Annotated in this window: 19 protein-coding genes and 2 tRNA genes; 13 read left to right on the top strand and 8 right to left on the bottom strand. The window is 61.0% G+C overall.

Annotated elements, in window-relative coordinates; all coding sequences use genetic code 11:
- Positions 1-33 precede the first annotated feature (33 nt).
- The 4 genes from F8N82_RS18620 to F8N82_RS18605 form a co-directional block, all read right to left on the bottom strand.
- Complete coding sequence (locus tag F8N82_RS18620; RefSeq protein WP_038996667.1) at positions 34-1329, bottom strand: virulence factor family protein; 1296 nt, start codon at positions 1327-1329, stop codon at positions 34-36.
- Positions 1329-3971, bottom strand: a complete 2643-nt coding sequence (gene mprF / locus F8N82_RS18615; RefSeq protein ID WP_038996666.1) for a bifunctional lysylphosphatidylglycerol flippase/synthetase MprF — start codon at positions 3969-3971, stop codon at positions 1329-1331. Before mprF ends, F8N82_RS18620 begins: the two co-directional genes overlap by 1 nt.
- A gap of 223 nt (positions 3972-4194) precedes the next feature.
- Positions 4195-4271 (bottom strand) — tRNA-Met (locus F8N82_RS18610).
- A gap of 131 nt (positions 4272-4402) precedes the next feature.
- Positions 4403-4479: transfer RNA gene (locus F8N82_RS18605), tRNA-Met, on the bottom strand.
- Between the two features lie 218 nt (positions 4480-4697).
- Between F8N82_RS18605 and dinB the strand changes: the two genes are divergently transcribed.
- Entirely contained in the window at positions 4698-5762 is a 1065-nt protein-coding gene (gene dinB / locus F8N82_RS18600) for a DNA polymerase IV (protein WP_038996665.1), read from the top strand.
- A 45-nt stretch (positions 5763-5807) separates the two neighbouring features.
- Here the strand turns inward: dinB and F8N82_RS18595 are convergent, their stop codons facing one another.
- From F8N82_RS18595 to F8N82_RS18585, 3 genes are all read right to left on the bottom strand, one after another.
- The gene (locus F8N82_RS18595; RefSeq protein WP_038996664.1) at positions 5808-6761 is read right to left on the bottom strand and encodes a lipoprotein; all 954 of its coding nucleotides are present in this window, start codon (positions 6759-6761) and stop codon (positions 5808-5810) included.
- A gap of 18 nt (positions 6762-6779) precedes the next feature.
- Positions 6780-8495 (bottom strand): proline--tRNA ligase, encoded by a 1716-nt coding sequence (locus F8N82_RS18590; protein WP_038996663.1) that lies wholly within the window; start codon positions 8493-8495, stop codon positions 6780-6782.
- Between the two features lie 170 nt (positions 8496-8665).
- Positions 8666-9970, bottom strand: coding sequence for an OprD family porin (locus tag F8N82_RS18585; protein WP_038996661.1), 1305 nt, complete (start codon positions 9968-9970; stop codon positions 8666-8668).
- A 296-nt stretch (positions 9971-10266) separates the two neighbouring features.
- Between F8N82_RS18585 and F8N82_RS18580 the strand changes: the two genes are divergently transcribed.
- The 3 genes from F8N82_RS18580 (at position 10267) to F8N82_RS18570 (ending at position 11416) form a co-directional block, all read left to right on the top strand.
- Entirely contained in the window at positions 10267-10506 is a 240-nt protein-coding gene (locus F8N82_RS18580) for a hypothetical protein (protein WP_141231082.1), read from the top strand.
- A 274-nt stretch (positions 10507-10780) separates the two neighbouring features.
- Complete coding sequence (locus tag F8N82_RS18575; protein WP_038996660.1) at positions 10781-11206, top strand: HIT family protein; 426 nt, start codon at positions 10781-10783, stop codon at positions 11204-11206.
- Between the two features lie 3 nt (positions 11207-11209).
- Positions 11210-11416: a SlyX family protein gene (locus tag F8N82_RS18570; RefSeq protein ID WP_038996659.1), complete on the top strand. Its 207-nt coding sequence runs from the start codon at positions 11210-11212 to the stop codon at positions 11414-11416.
- Positions 11417-11478: 62 nt separating this feature from the next.
- Here F8N82_RS18570 and F8N82_RS18565 read toward each other — a convergent pair whose 3' ends face one another.
- Entirely contained in the window at positions 11479-12066 is a 588-nt protein-coding gene (locus F8N82_RS18565; RefSeq protein ID WP_038996658.1) for a cold-shock protein, read from the bottom strand.
- 297 nt (positions 12067-12363) lie between these two features.
- On the opposite strand from F8N82_RS18565, the gene F8N82_RS18560 reads away from it, so the two are divergent.
- From F8N82_RS18560 to ybgC, 9 genes are all read left to right on the top strand, one after another.
- Positions 12364-12837 carry a Dps family protein gene (locus tag F8N82_RS18560; protein WP_038996657.1) on the top strand — a complete coding sequence of 158 codons (474 nt, stop codon included), beginning with the start codon at positions 12364-12366 and terminating at the stop codon, positions 12835-12837.
- A 242-nt stretch (positions 12838-13079) separates the two neighbouring features.
- A complete protein-coding gene (locus F8N82_RS18555) occupies positions 13080-13409 on the top strand; it encodes a ribbon-helix-helix domain-containing protein (RefSeq protein ID WP_052251570.1) in 330 nt (109 codons plus the stop codon).
- 93 nt (positions 13410-13502) lie between these two features.
- The gene (locus F8N82_RS18550) at positions 13503-13724 is read left to right on the top strand and encodes an FmdB family zinc ribbon protein (RefSeq protein WP_038996655.1); all 222 of its coding nucleotides are present in this window, start codon (positions 13503-13505) and stop codon (positions 13722-13724) included.
- A gap of 93 nt (positions 13725-13817) precedes the next feature.
- The gene (gene aspS, locus F8N82_RS18545; protein ID WP_038999566.1) at positions 13818-15593 is read left to right on the top strand and encodes an aspartate--tRNA ligase; all 1776 of its coding nucleotides are present in this window, start codon (positions 13818-13820) and stop codon (positions 15591-15593) included.
- A gap of 121 nt (positions 15594-15714) precedes the next feature.
- Positions 15715-16461: a YebC/PmpR family DNA-binding transcriptional regulator gene (locus F8N82_RS18540; protein WP_038996654.1), complete on the top strand. Its 747-nt coding sequence runs from the start codon at positions 15715-15717 to the stop codon at positions 16459-16461.
- A gap of 117 nt (positions 16462-16578) precedes the next feature.
- Positions 16579-17103 (top strand): crossover junction endodeoxyribonuclease RuvC, encoded by a 525-nt coding sequence (gene ruvC, locus F8N82_RS18535; RefSeq protein WP_010223196.1) that lies wholly within the window; start codon positions 16579-16581, stop codon positions 17101-17103.
- Positions 17104-17211: 108 nt separating this feature from the next.
- A complete protein-coding gene (gene ruvA / locus F8N82_RS18530) occupies positions 17212-17820 on the top strand; it encodes a Holliday junction branch migration protein RuvA (protein WP_010223195.1) in 609 nt (202 codons plus the stop codon).
- Positions 17821-18876 carry a Holliday junction branch migration DNA helicase RuvB gene (gene ruvB / locus F8N82_RS18525; RefSeq protein ID WP_038996653.1) on the top strand — a complete coding sequence of 352 codons (1056 nt, stop codon included), beginning with the start codon at positions 17821-17823 and terminating at the stop codon, positions 18874-18876.
- Positions 18877-19001: 125 nt separating this feature from the next.
- Positions 19002-19457: a tol-pal system-associated acyl-CoA thioesterase gene (gene ybgC, locus F8N82_RS18520; RefSeq protein WP_052251569.1), complete on the top strand. Its 456-nt coding sequence runs from the start codon at positions 19002-19004 to the stop codon at positions 19455-19457.
- Position 19458 lies beyond the last annotated feature (1 nt).

The following is a 19458-nucleotide window of genomic DNA, read 5'->3' as shown; positions in this document are numbered from 1 at the left end:
CTGTAGGAGCGGGCTTGACCCGCGATGGAGCGTTCAATCCTGCTCGGCGACGCGGGTCTTGCCTTGACGGTTTTCGATGTCACCAATCAAACGCTTGGCCAGCGCCGGGTAGTTCTCGTCGAAGTGATGCCCGCCGGGCAGCTTCAGGCGCTCGCCGACGGCGGTATGGTCGGTGCAGCCGCTCTCGTCAGCCTCTTCTTCACCATACACGCAGACCACCTTGGAGGCTGGCAGCCTGGCCATCTCCGGGCCGGTCGGCGCTTCTTTGCCAGCATTGCCCAGCCAGCCCTCGACCTCGATCTCGAAGCTGCCACTGCGGGCAAAGGCCAGCAGGATCACCGCATCGATGCGTTTCTGGTCTTCAGCCGGCAAGCGGTTGTAAATCGCCGGCAGTACGTCGGCGCCGAAGGAGTAGCCGGTCAGCACGAAGCGTTTGGTACCCCATTTCTGCCGATAGTGCTGCATCAGCTCGGAGAGGTCTATGGCGCTCTGTTCCGGAGTCTTGTGCTGCCAGTAGTAACGCAGGGTGTCGATACCCACCACCGGGTAGCCGAGTTTGGCCATCTCGCCGGCCACGTCGCGGTCCAGGTCACGCCAGCCGCCATCACCAGAGAGGAACAGGGTCACGGTATCGGTGGTTTGCCCGGCGGGTACCTCGACCACCGGGATGCTCATGGCATTGCCATCTTCGCCAATCAGCGCCTGGGTCAGTTGAGCCTTGAGCACCTGCGGCAGGTGGATGTCGTAGTCGCTGATGCTGGTCTCGGCATTGGGCTGATCACGCACGAAGGCAGCGCTGGCGTCATCCGGGTTGTCGTTCCAGGCAACGCTCCAGTGGCCGTGGGCGGCAGACTTGGGCAGCGGCGTGGCGCAGCCGGGTTGCTCCAGATTGAAGTCCACCGAGATGGCCTGGGCTTTGTCATCCGACTGGTTGGCCAGCCAGCTCCAGGCCTGAGCCGCGCCAGGGCCGATACCGGCCACCAGGGTCGGGGCGCCCTTGAGTTGTTGCAGGGCCTGCTGCAGAGCCTGTTGCTGCTTGCTGCAGTCTGCGGGCGGGAGGACCACCTGGACCATCTGCGCTTCGCCGCTCTGGCTCAGGTCAAGCAGTTGTTTCTCGCTCAGGGCCTGGTCCTGGGGTACGGCAATGGCCACGCGCGCCTTGGCCCGAGAGCCTGGGTTGACCCGGATCAGGCTGCTGCCATCAGTCAGGCTCAGGTGCTCCAGGGTCGCCTCGGGAGCCGGCCGGGTCCACAGCCAAAAGCCCAGGGCTGCGGCCAGCAGGGCCAGCAGCAGGGGAGCCAGTAGGTACAGCCAGTAGCGTCGAATCATCAGCGTTTCACCAATCCGGTCAGGCCGCCCGCGATCAGGGCGGCGGTGTCAGCCAGTGCCACCAGCGGATCGAGTCCGGCCGGCACGGCCATGTAGCGAGGTTCCCAGTCCGGTTGGAATTTGTCCTTGAAGCGGCGCAGGCCCTGGAAGTTGTAGAGCTGTTCGCCGCGTTGGAACACCATCGAGCCCAGACGCTGGGTCAGCGGTGCGCCGCGTCGTGGTTGTAGCCCGGAGAGCGGCACCATGCCCAGGCTGAAGCGCGCGTAGCCGTGCTGCTTATAGTGTTGGATCAGGCCGATCATCATGAACTCCATGGTCAGCTTCGGCGCCTCGGGGTGGGCGCGCATCAGGTCGAGGCTGGCAAGTTCCAGGCTGCGGGTTTCCAGCAGGTTGGCAAAAGCCACCGGGCGCCCTTCGAAGCGGATCAGGGCAATCCGGAAGTGCTGCAGGTACTCAGGGCTGAAGCGGCCGAGGGAGAAGCCTTTCTCGCGCACGTTCTTGCCGCTGAGCCAGGCATCGGAGATGGCCTTGAGCTCTTCCAGCGGTGCCTGTCCCGGTTCGTGCACTTCAAGGCTAAGGCCGTCGCGGCCGCCGCGGTTCCAGGTGTAGCGCAGGTCTTTCATCTCCTTGCCTTTGGCTTCGAGGTCAAAGCGCTTGAGATCGACCCGGGCTTCTTCGCCCAGTTTGATCGCGGTCAGGCCGATATCCATATAGAAGGGCAGGTTCTCGGCCCGGACCTGGTAGAACACTGGACGGGCGTGATGCACATCACACAGGTCGCGGAACTGCCAGATCATTTCGGCACGCTCATGGGCCGGGCCGATCGGGTCGTACAGCGCAACCAGGCTGCGGCCGCGCCGCGCGTACATCAGGAAGGCATCGTCGTTGGGGTGAAACAGCAAAGCCTTGTCGCCAGTCAGTGCCAGGCCGCCGTCGGGTTGCTCGGAAGCCTGCAGGATGGCGTTGGCGCGTTGCAGCTCTTCGGCGCTGGGCAGGTGGATCACCGGACGCGCGGTGCGCAATAGCCAGGTCAGGGCGACGATCACCAGCAGTACCGCGCTGCCCAGGGCTGAGCGCAAGCCACGTGGGGCATCGGCGTCGAGGGTGAACTGCCACCACAGCTGATGGCTGTAGGGCACATCCTGATAGGCAAACAGCAGCAGCCACACCGAGGTGCCCAGTACGCAGGCGCTGGCGGCAAGATAAACCGGCGAGAACGGCAGTTCGAGCAAGCGGCTGGGACGATAGAAGGAGCGCCGGAAGACCGCCAGCAGGCAGGCAGTGAAGGTCAGGATGCTGGCTTCTTCCCAATCGAAACCTTTGAGCAGCGAGAGCAGGGCGCCGACCAGGAGCAGGATGGTGGTCAGTATCCAGGCAGCCGACAGGCGCCGGCGCAGGCCTTGGGCCAGCAGCAGGCACAGCACGCCAATCAGGCTGGCGCCAAAATGCGACGCGTCAATCAGCCGGTGCGGCACCAGGAAGCCCAGGTGTTCCAGGCGCTCGTCGATTTCCGGAGTGGCCCCCGAGAACAGCAGTACCACGCCGGACAGAAACACCAGTACCGCCAGTACCGGCGCCGCCAGCCCGGAAGCGGCCCGGATCGCCTGTTGGGCAAACAGCAGGCGCCTGGCTTCGCTGGCGAGCAGCAGGATGCAGGCCAGCAGCAGCGGCAGCACCACATAGATCAGGCGATAGAGCAGCAACGCGGCGGCCAGTGGCGCAGCGCCGAGTTTGTCGGCAAAGGCCGCCAGCAAGATTGCCTCGAACACCCCGACGCCACCCGGTACATGGCTGAGCACCCCGGCTGCCAGCGCCAGCAGGTAGACCAGCAAGAAAGCGCCAAACGGCGGTGCCTCTGGCAATAGCAGGTAAAGCACGGTGGCGGCAGCGGCAACGTCCAGGGCAGTAATGAGCAGTTGCAGCAAGGTCAGGCGTGCGCCCGGCAGGCGCAGGGTGCGCCGGCCCACTTGCACCAGCAGGTTGTCAGCCAGGGGTTGTTCGGGGAGCCGGCGACGGTAGAGGCCGTAGACCAGCGCCGCACTCAGGCCCAGTACCGCCAGGGCGATCGTGGCCAGTAGCGCAGGCGCGAGGTGCAAGGCCGACGCGGCAGCGGGCAGGTTGCTCAAGGTCGCCAGGGCTGCGAGCGGCGGCAGGGCGCAGCCGAGGGAAAGGCTGGCGAACAGGCTCATGCGCGCCACTTCGGCGGCACCGATGCCGTGACGGGCATACAGTCGATAGCGCACCGAACCGCCGGACAGCAGCGACAGGCCGATGGCATTGCCGATGGCAAAGGCGCTGAAGCCGCCCATCACCAGGGTCCGCGCCGGTAGCTGGACGCCAGCATAGCGGCTGGCCGACCACTCGTAACCGAGCAGAATGACAAAGCCGGCAACCGTGGCCAGCAGTGCTCCGGCCAGTGCGGCAGGCGGCACGCTGAGCAGCGAATCATGCAGGGCATAGATGTCCAGCTCGCTGAGCAGATGACGGCAGGCGATCAGGGCGATAGCGAACAGCAGCAAGGTCACGCCAAGGCCGATGGGCTGGCGATACTTGCTCAGGCGCTCGATCCAGCGCAGTCGGTGTTCGGCGTTGGGCAATGCAGCAGTAACAGGGGCTTGCGTTTCAGGTGTCTGGGCGCGCATCAACCACCTCGTGGCTTGCGCGCGACAGCAAGGTTGTATCCGGTCAAAGTACCAATCCCTTTGGAAGCGTAATGTCCGATATGATCGGGCCGCTGAGTACCTGGAGGATAGTTAAAGAAGTTTCATATTGCCTGAGCGGCGGGGCGCGGGGCGAGAGAGGGGGATTGGCTGAACTGCAGATGCAAAAAAGGCCACTTTTTTCAAAGTGGCCTTTTCTGTTGTTTGGTTGCGGGAGCCGGATTTGAACCGACGACCTTCGGGTTATGAGCCCGACGAGCTACCAGACTGCTCCATCCCGCGTCTGTGGGGCGGATTCTACAGCGTTGAGCTTGGCTGTCAACGCTTAATTGTTGATTTACAATAAAAAATTGCCTGGCACTTTATTCCGGGCAAAGAAAAAGGCCACTCGTAAGAGTGGCCTTTCCTTAATCTGGTTGCGGGAGCCGGATTTGAACCGACGACCTTCGGGTTATGAGCCCGACGAGCTACCAGGCTGCTCCATCCCGCGCCTGTGGAATGAGATTCTACAGTTTTGCCTGGGGCTGTCAATAGCTTGATTGCAGAAATCCTTTCTCCTTCAATCGCTTAGCGCGCCTGAAAAGGGCTGCAAGGCAGCAAGGGCGGGCCTTGCAGGGGATTGGCGGGCGAATAAATTAGTTGTGATGCAGGGGCCGCTATCGGGTGAGATACTGGTTACATCACTTTAAACCTGTTCTTACGCTCCCTATGTCTCAACGCAAGATCATCCATATCGACTGCGATTGCTTCTACGCCGCCATCGAAATGCGCGACGACCCGCGCCTCGTCGGGCGGCCACTGGCGGTGGGCGGCTCGGCGGAGCGGCGAGGGGTGATCGCGACTTGCAACTATGAGGCGCGGGCGTTCGGGGTGCGCTCGGCGATGTCCTCGCACCATGCCCTCAAGCTGTGCCCGGACCTGTTGATCGTCAAACCGCGCATGGATGCCTATAAAGAAGCCTCGCGGGAAATTCACGGGATCTTTCGCGAGTACACCGATCTGATCGAGCCACTGTCGCTGGATGAGGCTTACCTGGATGTGTCGGACAGTTCCTGGTTCGCCGGCAGCGCCACGCGGATTGCTGCGGATATTCGCCGGCGGGTTGCCCAACAGCTGCATATCACCGTGTCGGCCGGTGTCGCGCCGAACAAGTTCCTGGCCAAGATCGCCAGTGACTGGCGCAAGCCCAATGGCCTGTTTGTGGTTACCCCGAATGAAGTCGAGGACTTCGTTGCTGCATTGCCGGTCAGCAAGCTGCACGGGGTAGGCAAGGTTACCGCCGACAAAATGGGTCGCCTGGGCATCATCAATTGCCTGGAGCTGCGTGACTGGAGCCGCCTGGCCCTGGCCCGTGAATTCGGTAGCTTTGGCGAGCGGCTGTGGGGGCTGGCGCGGGGCATCGATGACCGTCCGGTGCAGAATGACAGCCGTCGTCAGTCGGTCAGCGTGGAAAATACCTACGACACCGATCTACCGGACCTGGCCAGTTGCCTGGAAAAACTCCCAGAGCTGATGGAAACCCTGGCCGGGCGCATGGCCCGCATCGACGACAGTTATCGCCCGGGCAAGCCGTTCGTCAAAGTGAAGTTCCATGATTTCAGCCAGACCACCCTTGAGCAGTCAGGGGCGGGGCGTGACCTTGGCAGCTATCAGCTATTGCTCAGCCAGGCCTTTGCCCGTGGTGGCAAGCCTGTGAGGCTGTTGGGGATCGGTGTGCGCTTGCAGGATTTGCGCGGTGCTCATGAACAGCTGGAGCTGTTCGCCCGGGAGTGAGGAGGGCAGCGCCAGCAGGCTGGCGCTATCCGGGTAAAGCGAAGGTCAGTGCGCGCCAGGGTCGGCAACCAGGCGGCCGGCGTCCTTGGTCAGCGACTTGAGAAACTCCTGCTGCAGCTCTGGATCGTTACGAGTCAGCTCGATCAGGCTTTGCTCCAGTTCACTGGCTTCTTCTTCCAGGCCCAGCTCCGACAGGCGCTTGACCCGGTGTACCCACTGGCTGACTTCATCGTCTTCCAGGTCATCGAAAATCAGTTCGTGGGCTTCCACCAGTTTGCCGCGCAGGCTGCTGCTGATCAGCAGGCTGGCATCGCCACGCACGTTGTTGTCGTCATCGACGACCTGTAGGTGCAAGGTGCCGACATGGGTCAGGTTCTGCTCGCTGAACGGGCTGTCGAGCAGGTTCAGGTGCAGTACGCCATTGCGGTCGGTGGTCAGCTCATGATCCACCTTGCCGGCCTTGACCGATACCGGGCGCTCGCTCCACGGCACGCTGGTGTATTCCTGACGCTTGTCCTTTTGCACTTCGGTAATGCCAGCAAGGTTCTGCTGGGCACGACCGTTGGACTGGGCGTTCATGAACGGGTTGAGGCCATCGAAGCCATAGCTCAGCCAGTCATGGGTAACGCTGTCGGGCAGGTTGCCCAACGCAAAGACGTTGACCACGTTGGCGCCGACTCCGGCCACCACCGCCACCGCGCCCAGCGGAATCTCATAGACTTCGCGCCAGGGTTGGTAAGGCGTGTAGCGATCGTAGCGACGAGTGACCTCGAATTCGGTGACTTCGAAGTTCTTCTGTTCGTGGATGCGCACACGCCGTTGCGGCAGCTCGAGTACCTTGGGGTCTCCGACATCGATCTGCAGGCTGTGTTCGAGCAGCTTGCGCTCGATGCGCTCCTCGTGCTCGCTGCGCTGAGACATCTGGTTGGCGCAACCGCTGAGGAGCAGGGCGCCGCACAATGCGGCGCCCCCCAGGTTGATGGTACTTCGCTTGAACATGATTACTCTTGCGTTGGCTTAGCGACGAATGCGGGCTTGCAGGAACGACAGCACCTCGGCCACTGGCAGCGGCTGTGCGTCACGCTCGGTGCGGTGCTTGTATTCCAGGTTGCCGTCGGCCAGGCCGCGATCGCTGATGACGATGCGGTGCGGAATACCGATCAGTTCCATGTCGGCGAACTTGATCCCCGGGCTGGTCTTCTTGTCACGGTCGTCCAGCAGCACTTCGAAACCGGCAGCGGTCAGCTCGGCATACAACTTGTCGGTGGCTTCGCGAACCTGTTCGGTTTCGTAGCGCAGCGGTACCAGGGCGATCTGGAAGGGTGCCAGGGCATCGCTCCAGATAATGCCGTTTTCGTCGTAGTTCTGCTCGATGGCAGCGGCAACCACGCGCGATACGCCGATACCGTAGCAACCCATGCTCAGGGTCACCGGCTTGCCGTTCTCACCCAGTACCTGGCACTTGAGGGCTTCGCTGTACTTGGTGCCGAGCTGGAAGATGTGCCCGACTTCGATGCCGCGCTTGATCACCAGGGTACCCTGGCCATCGGGGCTTGGGTCGCCTTCGACGACGTTGCGCAGGTCGGCCACTTGCGGAACCGGCAGGTCACGCTCCCAGTTGACGCCGAAGTAGTGCTTGTCGTCGATGTTGGCACCGATGCCGAAGTCGCTCATCAGCGCGACCGAGCGGTCGATGATGCACGGCAGCGGCAGGTTCAGCGGGCCGAGGGAACCGGCGCCGGCGCCAATGGCGTCGCGCAGTTCTTCATCGGTGGCCATGACCAGCGGGCTGGCAACCTCTGGCAGGTTGGCGGCCTTGATTTCGTTGAGTTCGTGGTCGCCACGGACGATCAGGGCAATCAGCTTGCCTTCTTCGGCGGCGTGGACGATCAGGGTCTTGACGGTCTTTTCGATCGCCAGGCCATAGTTGTCGACCAACTGGGTGATGGTCTTGGCGTCCGGGGTGTCGACCAGGCGCAGCTCTTCGCTCGGCGCCGGGCGCACGGTTTCCCGTGGGATGGCCTCGGCCTTCTCGATGTTGGCGGCGTAGTCGGAGCTGTCGCTGAAGATCACATCGTCTTCACCGGACTCGGCCAGCACGTGGAATTCGTGGGAGTAGCTGCCACCGATCGAGCCGGTGTCGGCCTGCACTGGGCGGAAGTCCAGGCCCAGGCGGGTAAAGATGTTGCTGTAGGCCAGGTGCATGCGATCGTAGGTTTCCTGCAGGGAAGCCGGATCGGCATGGAACGAGTAGGCGTCCTTCATGATGAACTCGCGACCACGCATCAGGCCGAAGCGCGGACGGATCTCGTCACGGAATTTGGTCTGGATCTGGTACATGTTCAGCGGCAGCTGTTTATAGCTGTTGAGTTCGTTGCGGGCCAGGTCGGTGATGACCTCTTCGTGGGTCGGGCCCACGCAGAACTCGCGACCGTGACGGTCCTTGAGGCGCAGCAGCTCAGGCCCGTACTGTTCCCAGCGGCCTGACTCCTGCCACAGCTCGGCAGGCTGGATGGCCGGCATCAGCACTTCAAGGGCGCCAGCGGCGTTCATTTCCTCGCGGACCACGGCTTCGACCTTGCGCATTACCCGCAGGCCCATCGGCAGCCAGGTATAAAGGCCGGATGCGAGCTTGCGGATCATGCCGGCACGCAGCATCAGCTGGTGGCTGATGACGACCGCGTCGGAAGGGGTTTCTTTTTGAGTAGCGAGCAAATATTGACTGGTGCGCATGGTAGGCCGTTGTCGGTTGCTTAAGACTTTAAATGACCCCGCATTGTACGGGGGCGATTCGGTGGCGTACAGGATGCCGGAGCACGAAGGCGTTGTCAGCCCGAATTCAGACAAGAAAAAGCCCGGCAGTGCCGGGCTCTTTCGTACTGGGGATACTGAAACCCTAAGGTTTACAGGATGCTCAGCGGGTACTCGACGATCAGGCGCAGTTCGTCGATCGATGGCGAACCGTAGTAAACGCCGTCGCCGGAACGGTAGGTGGCTTGACGTACACGGAAGCTCAGGTCTTTGGCCGGACCTTCCTGCAGGACGTACTTGGCCTCGATGTCGCGTTCCCATTCCTTGCCGTTGTCGGTGCCTGCAACGTTGGCGCCGGTACCTTTGACATAACGGGTCATGAAGGTCAGGCCTGGAACGCCGTATTCGGCGAAGTTCAGGTCGTAACGAGCCTGGTAGGACTTCTCGTCTTCGGCGTTGAAGTCGGAACGGGCGATGGAGTTGGCCAGGAAAATGGTGCCGCCGCCGTCGATGCCGTAGGCATAGTCGCCGTCACCGGTAACTTTCTGGTAGGCCAGGGTGAAGGTATGCGCGCCAATGCTGTAGGCGCCCGACAGGCTGAACGCGCGGTTATCAAGCTTGTCACCATCGAAGGCGGTAACGTTGCCCGCGCCGTCGCTCTTGGTGTCATAGATGTTGAAGTCGAACACCAGGCCTTGATTGTCGCTGATCGGCAGTGCCCAGTTGACGTTGGCGTAGTATTTGCGCCAGTAGTCTTCGACCTTGGAGTAGTAGAGGCTGGTGCTCAGGGTATCGGTGAAGGCATAGGTGCCGCCGAAAACGTCAGCTTGAGTCAGGCCAGGGTTCTTGATCCAGGTAGTACGGTTCTTGCCACCGATACTGTCGTGGTAAGACTGCGATTGCGCATTCAGGGCGGTGAAGTGACCGGCATTCAGCTCAAGGCCTTTGATTTCCTTGCTGGTGACCAGGAAACCTTCGACGGTTTCAGGCAGTAGGCGGCTGTCGTCGGTGGCCAGGACCGGAAGGGCGGTGAACTGGGTGCCGTATTTCAGCACGGTGTCGGAGATGCGGAACTTGACCGCTGCACCACCTTCGGAGAACGAGTCTTGCGAACGGCCATCTTCGCCCAGCGGGAACTGACCGGTGCCGGCGCGACCCTTGCCGCTGTCCAGTTTCAGGCCGAGCATGCCGATGGCGTCGACGCCGACACCGATGGTGCCTTGGGTAAAGCCCGACTCGAAGGTGCCGAGGAAGCCCAGGCCGGTTTCTTCAACGCGGCTCTGCTCGTCGTTAGGCACATTGCGGAAGTCGCGGCTGAAATACAGCATGCGGGTTTTGACATTGAGTTTGCTGTCTTCAACAAAGCCCTTGGACTCATCCTGAGAAGAGGCCACTGCCATCTGCGAGGTGCCGGCTGCAACAGCCAGGGCGATTATGCTCCACTTCATCACGCGCATCGTGATTTGCTCCTTTGGTTTTTAGGAAGAGTACTGCCGTCACTGTTTGGTTTTTTTATACAGTGCGGCTCTTTCTTTTTGTGTCGGCGGAAATGTATATCACGCTGACCAGCGTTGGCGATATGCCTGTCGAGAACCTTTCGGTAACTTTACGGTCATGTCGCTAACAGTTATGTCCTTGTCGCAAACCACGCCCCGGGTTTCGCGGGCCGTACAACTCCAGCGCTGTTTCAGGCGGATTAAGGATAGGTAAAAACAATCTAGCCCTTGCCCCCCCGAAACTCCCTGGTTAACCCATGCAGCTGTTGTTATTTGTCGCCGCTCACTGCATCAATGCAGATGGCGTGCCGACTGTGGCGTATGACAATGCAACAAGCGTGCACAAAATCGAGCAGCTTCACGAAATTTTCACTTTTCCGCCGCCCCATGGCCCTCCGGTGCCGAGAAACCGGGGGTCAAAGAACCTTTGCTTCGCGGTCGCCGATCCCAATGGAATAAGGATAAAAGTTGCCCGTAAAGTCAAAGCGTTACCGTGAAAGGCTAAAGCTGAGTAGTTTGTGGATGTTCGGTGAGCAAAGCGCGGATGGATGGCTTTATTTTGGTGCGAAAAGTAGCGTTTTCTCGCTCAGGCAGCGTAACACCCGCTCGTGCGCGGGCCTTTTTGGCCTGTATGAGGGGCCAAAGCGGTGCATCTCTTCATTTATAAGGCAGCAGGCAATGCCGTGGTGATCGATCAGGAGTATCCTGCTGGCAGTGGCTCACAGGGGTGCTGTGTGAGCAAGGTATTAAGCTGTTGTAGGAGATTTCGCAGTGTTTGTTCTTGATCAACGTCTTCAACAAGACACCTTGTGCCTGGGGGACTTCCCTCTTTGCCGCCTGTTGCTGAGCAAGGATGGCAACTATCCCTGGTTTATCCTGGTGCCGCGCCGTACGGATATCAGCGAATTGTTTCAACTTGATGACAGCGACCAGCAGCAACTCTGGAAAGAAACAACAGCCTTGGCACAGATCCTCAAGGACACCTTTGCCGCCGACAAGATGAATGTGGCAACCCTCGGTAATGTAGTTAGCCAGCTACATATGCACGTGATTGTTCGTCGTCGCACTGATCCGGCCTGGCCGGCGCCTGTGTGGGGCAATAAGCCTGCAATTGAATATTCGCCGCAACAGTTGGCTGATATCCGTTTGCGTCTTGCCGAGGTATTGGTTGACGACTTTCAGTTCGTGGAGGCTTGAATCATGACGCTTGAAGCACGAGTGACCGAGTTGGAAAGCCGGCTGGCCTTTCAGGATGATACCTTGCTGGCCTTGAATGATGTGCTGGTCGAGCAGCAGCGGGTCGTTGAGCGCCTGCAGTTGCAGATGGCGGCGCTGCTCAAGCGCTACGAAGAAATGGTCGGCCAGTACGAGGCGAGTGAAGAAGAAGCGCCGCCGCCTCATTACTGATTCCGGGGTGTAAAAAAACCGCGATGGGCAGTGATGCCGTCGCGGTTTTTTGTTTCGGTCGATCAGCGCCGCGGGGCGGCGATCACGTCTTCGGCCTGCAGGCCCTTGTCGCGGTTCATCACCGAGAACTCGACGCGTTGCCCTTCGACCAGCACGCGGTGGCCTTCGCCGCGAATGGCGCGAAAGTGGACGAAGATGTCATCGCCCGAATCGCGGGAGATAAAGCCGAAACCCTTGGAGGTGTTGAACCACTTCACGGTACCGGTATCGCGATTGGACATGTCGTACTGAGTGTTGTGGCTGCGGGCCGCAGCGCTTTTGGCAAAGCCGGCAGTCAGGTGCAGGACGGTGGCCAGCAGGGCGCAGGCCAGGGCCGGCAGGTTGCCGAGCTCGGGACGGGCCAGCAGGGTCACGGTCTGCAGGATCACGGCAGCGACCAGCAAAGCACTGGCAGCGCGCTGCAGTTGCTGGCGGGCACCCCGATAGTGCTGCGGGAGCACCGGGGCGATGAGCAGGTTGAGCAGGCCGAAGAGCGCGAGGAAAACGGCCTCCGGTTGCTGCAGGAAGGGAATGGCTTCGGTTCTCAGGCTGGGTATGAAGGACAGCAGCAAAGCTGCAACGCCCGTCAACAGGTGGACGATCTTGAACATGTTGGTTGGCTCACATTGATAAGGCGGATCACAGGAAGAGCTGGCTTCACGGCGCGCACGGGTCAAAAAGCGCAAAAACGTGAAAAGGCCAGCCTATGCGCCCGGGCAATGACAATCGGCGCGGGCGGCACGCTGCCTATTTAACAGCAAAGCCCCGGGCTTCTCAAATCAGCGGGCAACCGTGTGTCGCGCGGCCTGCAGCCCTGTGTCGCAGGCATGAGGCTGCAGGGGTGGAAAACTCTTGGTACAGTGGTTTGTACCCGCTTGATCAGCAAGCACTAAGGAAAGGGGAACTACATGGCAATCGATATCGGTATCAGCGAAGAAGATCGCAAGTCCATCGTCGATGGTTTGTCGCGCCTGTTGTCGGATACCTACGTACTTTATCTGAAGACCCACAACTTCCACTGGAACGTCACCGGCCCGGCGTTTCGTACCTTGCACTTGATGTTCGAAGAGCAATACAACGAGCTGGCCCTGGCGGTCGATTCGATCGCCGAGCGTATTCGCGCGCTGGGCTTTCCGGCGCCGGGGGCTTATTCGATCTATGCGCGTCTGTCTTCTATTAAAGAAGAAGAGGGCGTACCGGCTGCCGAAGAAATGATCAAACAATTGGTCGAAGGCCAGGAAGCGGTCACCCGCACGGCGCGCAGCATTTTCCCGCTGCTCGACAAGGTCAGCGACGAGCCGACGGCCGACCTGCTCACCCAGCGCATGCAGGTGCATGAAAAAACCGCCTGGATGTTGCGTTCATTACTCGAAGGCAAGTGACCTTCGCGTTTTGGAGCGTGGTGACAACGCCCGAACTTAGCCGTTAAGTTCGGGCGTTGTGTTTAATGCGGAAGTAGTTTCCGGTGTTTCAAGTGCCGGGGTTATTACCGAGTATTCCTACGCGCAGAGTGAGTGAGTCTGCTGGCACCGTCCCGTGGCACGGCGCTTTATTAAGGGCATGTTCCCGTGTGCACAACACACGTGGGTTTGTTTCCCGGTTAATAAAGTGGCGTGGTACGACTATGTCGGCATGGATGAATCGCACGGGGCGCGCAGCCAGCGCGCCGCACAAGGACGGCATCGATCCTTTCGAGGCAAATTTCAATATGGGTCTGGCCCAGCCGCTATCACGGTCGGTACGCCTCAACGGTTTTGCCACCTGTCTGCGCCTGGAAGAGATCTACTGGACTATTCTCGAACGCATCGCCCAGGCCAACCAGTGCTCGGTCAACGCAGTGCTGTCGTATATTGACCGTGAGGTCCACCTGCGTCACGGCGGGGTAAAAAATTTCAGTGGGCTGATCCGCGTGGTCTGCGTGGTCTATCTGCTGGGGTTGCCGGTGGCACGCTAGTCGGTTGCCGGGCTGCACAGCACTCCTTAACCATATATAATCCCGCGCTTTACTGCCTGAACCAGCCTGCGCTGTGGTTAACGAGACACGCCTATGCCCATGTACGACTATCAATGTGCTTCCTGCAACCACCAGATGGAAGTCCTCCAGAAGCTCAGCGCCGCGCCGCTGACCGATTGCCCGGCGTGTGAGCAGCCAGCGCTGAAGAAGCTGATCTCGGCCCCGGGTTTCCGCCTGGGTGGTACCGGCTGGTACGAAACCGACTTCAAGACCGGTGCGAAAAAGAACCTGGCAGGCGGCGACAAGGCCGACTGAGTTGATTGCACCGGCAGGGTCTTGCACTATTAGCCCTTTGGGGCTGCAAGGCCTCCACTGAACATACGAATGACGAGAAGCGAAACCACCATCATGATGCGCAGCCATTATTGCGGCCAACTGAACGAGAGCCTGGAAGGTCAGGAAATTACCCTTTGCGGATGGGTCCATCGTCGCCGCGACCACGGCGGGGTGATTTTCCTCGATATCCGTGATCGCGAAGGCATGGCCCAGGTCGTCTTCGATCCGGATCGCGCAGACAGCTTCGCCGCCGCCGACCGCGTGCGCAGCGAATACGTGGTGCAGATCACCGGTAAGGTACGTCCGCGTCCGGCTGGCGCAGTCAACGCCAACATGGCTTCTGGCGCCATCGAAGTGCTGGGTTACGAGCTGACCGTGCTCAACGAAGCGGAAACCCCGCCGTTCCCGCTCAACGAGTACTCCGACGTTGGTGAGGAAACCCGCCTGCGCTATCGCTTCATCGACCTGCGTCGTCCGGAAATGGCCGAGAAGCTGCGTCTGCGTTCGCGCATCACCACCAGCATCCGCCGCTTCCTCGACGAAAACGGCTTCCTCGACGTCGAAACGCCGATTCTCACCCGTGCCACGCCTGAAGGCGCGCGTGACTACCTGGTGCCGAGCCGCACCCACGCCGGCAGCTTCTTCGCCCTGCCGCAATCGCCTCAGCTGTTCAAGCAACTGCTGATGGTTGCCGGTTTCGACCGCTACTACCAGATCGCCAAGTGCTTCCGCGACGAAGACCTGCGCGCCGACCGTCAGCCAGAATTCACCCAGATCGACATCGAGACCAGCTTCCTCGATGAGTCCGAGATCATGGGCCTGACCGAAAGCATGATCCGCAAGCTGTTCAAGGAAGTCCTGGACCTGGAGTTCGGCGAATTCCCGCACATGACCTTCGAAGAAGCCATGCGTCGCTACGGCTCCGACAAGCCAGACCTGCGTAACCCGCTGGAACTGGTCGACGTTGCCGATCAGCTCAAGGAAGTCGAATTCAAGGTATTCAGCGGCCCGGCCAACGATCCGAAGAGCCGTGTTGCCGCCCTGCGCGTGCCAGGTGGCGCGAGCATGCCGCGCAGCCGCATCGACGAGTACACCAAGTTCGTCGGCATCTACGGTGCCAAGGGCCTGGCCTACATCAAGGTCAACGAGCGCGCCAAGGGCGTTGAAGGCCTGCAGTCGCCGATCGTCAAGAACATCCCTGAGGCCAACCTCAACGTGATCCTCGATCGCGTTGGCGCGGTCGATGGCGACATCGTGTTCTTCGGCGCCGACAAGGCCAAGATCGTCAGCGAAGCGCTGGGCGCCCTGCGTATCAAGGTTGGTAACGATTTCAACCTGCACACCTGCGAGTGGGCCCCGATGTGGGTGGTCGACTTCCCGATGTTCGAAGAGAACGACGACGGCAGCTTCACTGCATTGCACCACCCGTTCACCGCGCCAAAGTGCAGCCCCGAAGAGCTGGAGGCCAACCCGGCCACCGCGCTGTCGCGTGCTTACGACATGGTCCTCAACGGCACCGAACTGGGTGGCGGTTCGATCCGTATCCACCGCAAAGAGATGCAGCAGGCGGTCTTCCGTCTGCTGGGCATCGAAGCGGGTGAACAGGAAGAGAAATTCGGCTTCCTGCTCGACGCCCTGAAGTTTGGCGCACCGCCGCATGGCGGCCTGGCCTTCGGCCTTGACCGTCTGGTGATGCTGATGACCGGCGCCCAGTCGATTCGCGAAGTCATTGCCTTCCCGAAAACCCAGAGCGCTGCGTGCGTCATGACCCAGGCCCCTGGCCTGGTCGATGCCAAGGCCCTGCGTGAGTTGCATATCCGCCTGCGCGAACAGCCCAAGGCTGAGTAAGCAGGCCCCGGGCGCATCCATATGGATGCGCCTTTGCGTTAAGGCGCATGAATTTCAAGGTCTCGGCCGGGCGTGAGCACGGCCGTGGCGTGGCATTGTTACAAAGGATTCGGAGTGCGTTATGGCTGGTCATTCCAAGTGGGCAAACATCAAGCACCGCAAAGAGCGCCAGGATGCCAAGCGAGGCAAGGTCTTCACCAAGTGGATTCGTGAGCTGACCGTTGCGGCCAAACAGGGCGGCGGCGATCCAGCCTCCAACCCGCGCTTGCGCCTGGCCCTGGACAAGGCGCTGGGAGCGAACATGAGCCGCGACATCATCGACCGGGCGGTTGCCCGTGGTGCTGGCACGGCCGAAGCCGACAACGTCGAAGAGCTCAGCTACGAAGGCTACGGCCCGGGTGGCGTGGCGGTCATGGTCGAGGCCATGACCGACAACCGCAACCGTACCGCAGCCGCTGTGCGCCATGCCTTCAGCAAATGCGGCGGCAACCTGGGCACCGACGGTTCGGTGGCCTACTTGTTTGAGCGCAAGGGGCAGATCAGCTTTGCCGCTGGCGTCGACGAAGACGCGCTGATGGAAGCGGCGATGGAAGCCGATGCCGACGACGTGGTCAGTAACGACGACGGCTCGTTCGACGTGTTTACCTCGTTCAACAGCTTTTATGCCGTGCGCAATGCCCTGGAAGAAGCCGGTTTCAAGGCTGCGGACGCGGAAATCGTCATGCAGCCGACCACCAGCGCCGAACTCGACCTGGACGGCGCGCAAAAGGTGCTCAAGCTGATCGACATGCTTGAAGACCTGGACGACGTACAGAACGTCTATTCCAACGCCGAGATTCCTGACGAAGTCATGGAGCAGCTCGGCTAAGCTTCGCTTCTGGTTTGTCCGAGGCCGGATCCGCCTGCAGTTGCATTGCACCTGCAAGCCGGTCCGGCTTCTGTTTTTATTACGGCGCAATCACGCGTCAATGAGTATGCAGGCGTTATGACTCTGATTCTTGGCATCGACCCCGGTTCGCGCATCACCGGTTACGGCGTGGTGCGTCACACCGGGCGCGGCTGCGAGTACGTGGCTTCCGGTTGCATCCGCACCGGTGCCGGCGAGCTGCCGGAGCGTTTGCAGATCGTGTTTCGCGGCGTGCGCGAGATCATCCGCCAGCACGGCCCGGTCACCATGGGCATCGAGCGGGTGTTCATGGCGCGCAACGCCGATTCGGCGCTCAAGCTTGGCCAGGCCCGCGGCGCGGCTATCGTCGCGGCCATCGAAGAGGGCCTGGAGATTGCCGAGTACAGCGCGACCCAGGTCAAGCAGGCGGTTGCCGGCACCGGTGGGGCCAATAAGGAGCAAGTGCAGATGATGGTCATGCACCTGCTCAAGCTGACCCAGAAACCGCAGATCGACGCCTCCGACGCCCTGGCCATCGCCTTGTGCCATGCCCATACCCGCTCAAGCCTGGTGCCCCATGGCCTGGGCGCGGCGCGTAGTCGCAGCGGGCGTTTGCGGCTCTGATAGCATCATCTACTGAAACAAATTTTGCCCAGGCAATGCCATCGGCCATTGCATTTGCTGTTAGGGTTGACCGGTCGCTTGCCGGTACCCATGAGGAAGGATCGGAACGTGATTGGACGTTTGCGCGGCACCCTGGCTGAAAAACAGCCGCCGCACCTGATTGTCGATGTCAACGGCCTGGGCTATGAGCTCGAAGTGCCGATGACCACCCTGTACCGCCTGCCCAAGGTCGGCGAAGTGGTGACCTTGCACACCCACCTGGTGGTGCGCGAGGACGCCCATCTGCTGTATGGCTTCCATGAAAAGCGCGAGCGTGAGCTGTTTCGTGAGCTGATCCGCCTCAATGGCGTGGGTCCAAAGCTGGCCCTGGCATTGATGTCGGGCCTGGAGGTCGACGAACTGGTACGCTGTGTCCAGGCCCAGGATGCTTCGGCCCTGGTCAAGGTGCCGGGGGTTGGTAAAAAGACCGCCGAGCGCCTGCTGGTCGAACTCAAGGACCGCTTCAAGGCTTGGGAAACCTCCCCGGCCATGTTTGCCCTTGTGCCTAATGGTCCACTGCCGATTGCCAGCGTTTCCAGCGCCGAGGCCGATGCCGTCAGTGCGCTGATTTCCCTGGGCTATAAACCCCAGGAAGCCAGCAAGGCGGTAGCCGCCGTGGATGCCAAGGGCCTGAGCAGCGAAGAGCTGATCCGTCGCAGCCTGAAGGGAATGATCTAAGTGATTGAAGCCGATCGACTGATAGCCGCCACCGGGCGCGACCGTGAAGAGGTCCAGGACCGGGCGATCCGCCCCTTGCGCCTGGCCGAATACATCGGCCAGCCGGTGGTGCGTGAACAGATGGCGCTGTTCATCCAGGCCGCTCGCGGGCGCAACGAATCCCTCGACCACACCCTGATCTTCGGCCCGCCGGGTTTGGGCAAGACCACCTTGGCCAACATCATTGCCCAGGAGATGGGCGTATCGATCAAGAGCACCTCGGGGCCGATCCTCGAACGCCCGGGCGACCTGGCTGCCTTGCTGACCAATCTCGAGCCTCACGATGTGTTGTTCATCGACGAAATCCATCGGCTGTCGCCTATCGTCGAAGAAGTGCTGTACCCGGCCATGGAAGACTTCCAGCTCGACATCATGATTGGCGAAGGGCCGGCTGCGCGCTCGATCAAGCTCGACCTGCCGCCCTTCACCCTGGTCGGCGCCACCACCCGCGCCGGCATGCTGACCAATCCGCTGCGTGACCGCTTCGGCATCGTCCAGCGCCTGGAGTTCTACAACACCGAGGACCTGGCGACCATCGTCAGCCGTTCCGGTGGCATTCTGGGCTTGCCGATCGAAGACGAAGGCGCCTTCGAGATCGCCCGTCGGGCCCGTGGCACGCCGCGGATCGCCAACCGTCTGCTGCGCCGGGTGCGCGACTACGCCGAAGTGCGTGGCAAGGGCCATATCACCAAGCCGGTGGCCGACATGGCGCTGAACCTGCTGGATGTCGACGAGCGCGGCTTCGATCACCAGGACCGGCGCCTGCTGCTGACCATGATCGAGAAGTTCGACGGCGGCCCGGTCGGGGTCGACAGCCTGGCTGCGGCCATCAGCGAAGAGCGTCACACCATCGAGGACGTACTCGAGCCCTACCTGATCCAGCAGGGCTACATCATGCGCACGCCCCGGGGCAGGGTGGTGACCCGCCACGCCTACCTGCATTTCGGCTTGAACATTCCCAACCGCCTGGGCGAATCGATCGGTGGCGAGGGTTTTTCCGCCCAGGCCGATGAATGACAGATTTATCCAGCGTTTCTGTGGTCCTATCCGCGGGCATGCCTCAGTCGCGCTGGCAATACGACATAATCGATGAAAAACAGTTGCCGGGGCGGATTGGCAAGCTGAGGAGTTAGCACTAGAGTATGCGCGCGCAAAATGAGCTAGAGCCGTTCGCACATCGTTGTCGTGTCTATTACGAAGATACCGATGCCGGCGGCGTGGTGTATTACGTCAATTACCTGAAATTCATGGAACGTGCCCGCACCGAGCGGTTGCGTGACCTGGGCTTTGCCCAGTCGGCACTGGCGCAGGACAACCTGCTGTTTGTGGTCCATTCCAGCGAGGCGCGCTATCACGCGCCAGCGCGGCTGGACGACGAGTTGCGGGTTACCGCGCAAGTGCTTGAATTGAACCGCGCCAGCCTGCGCTTCAAGCAGCAGGTGTGGCGCGAAAAAGATGCAACGCTGCTCTGTGAGGGGCAGTTCCTGGTGGCCTGTGTGCGCGCCGATACTTTCAAACCCCGGGCCATTCCCCAAGCGCTGCGCGCGGCCTTTGTCGAGGCGGGCGATCCGGGTACTCATTCAAATGCAGGAGATTAAG

This window comes from Pseudomonas fluorescens (assembly GCF_902497775.2).
Classification (GTDB): domain Bacteria; phylum Pseudomonadota; class Gammaproteobacteria; order Pseudomonadales; family Pseudomonadaceae; genus Aquipseudomonas; species Aquipseudomonas putida_F.
Note: the sequence above shows the minus strand (reverse complement) of the source record. Positions and strands in the feature narration are given on the sequence as shown.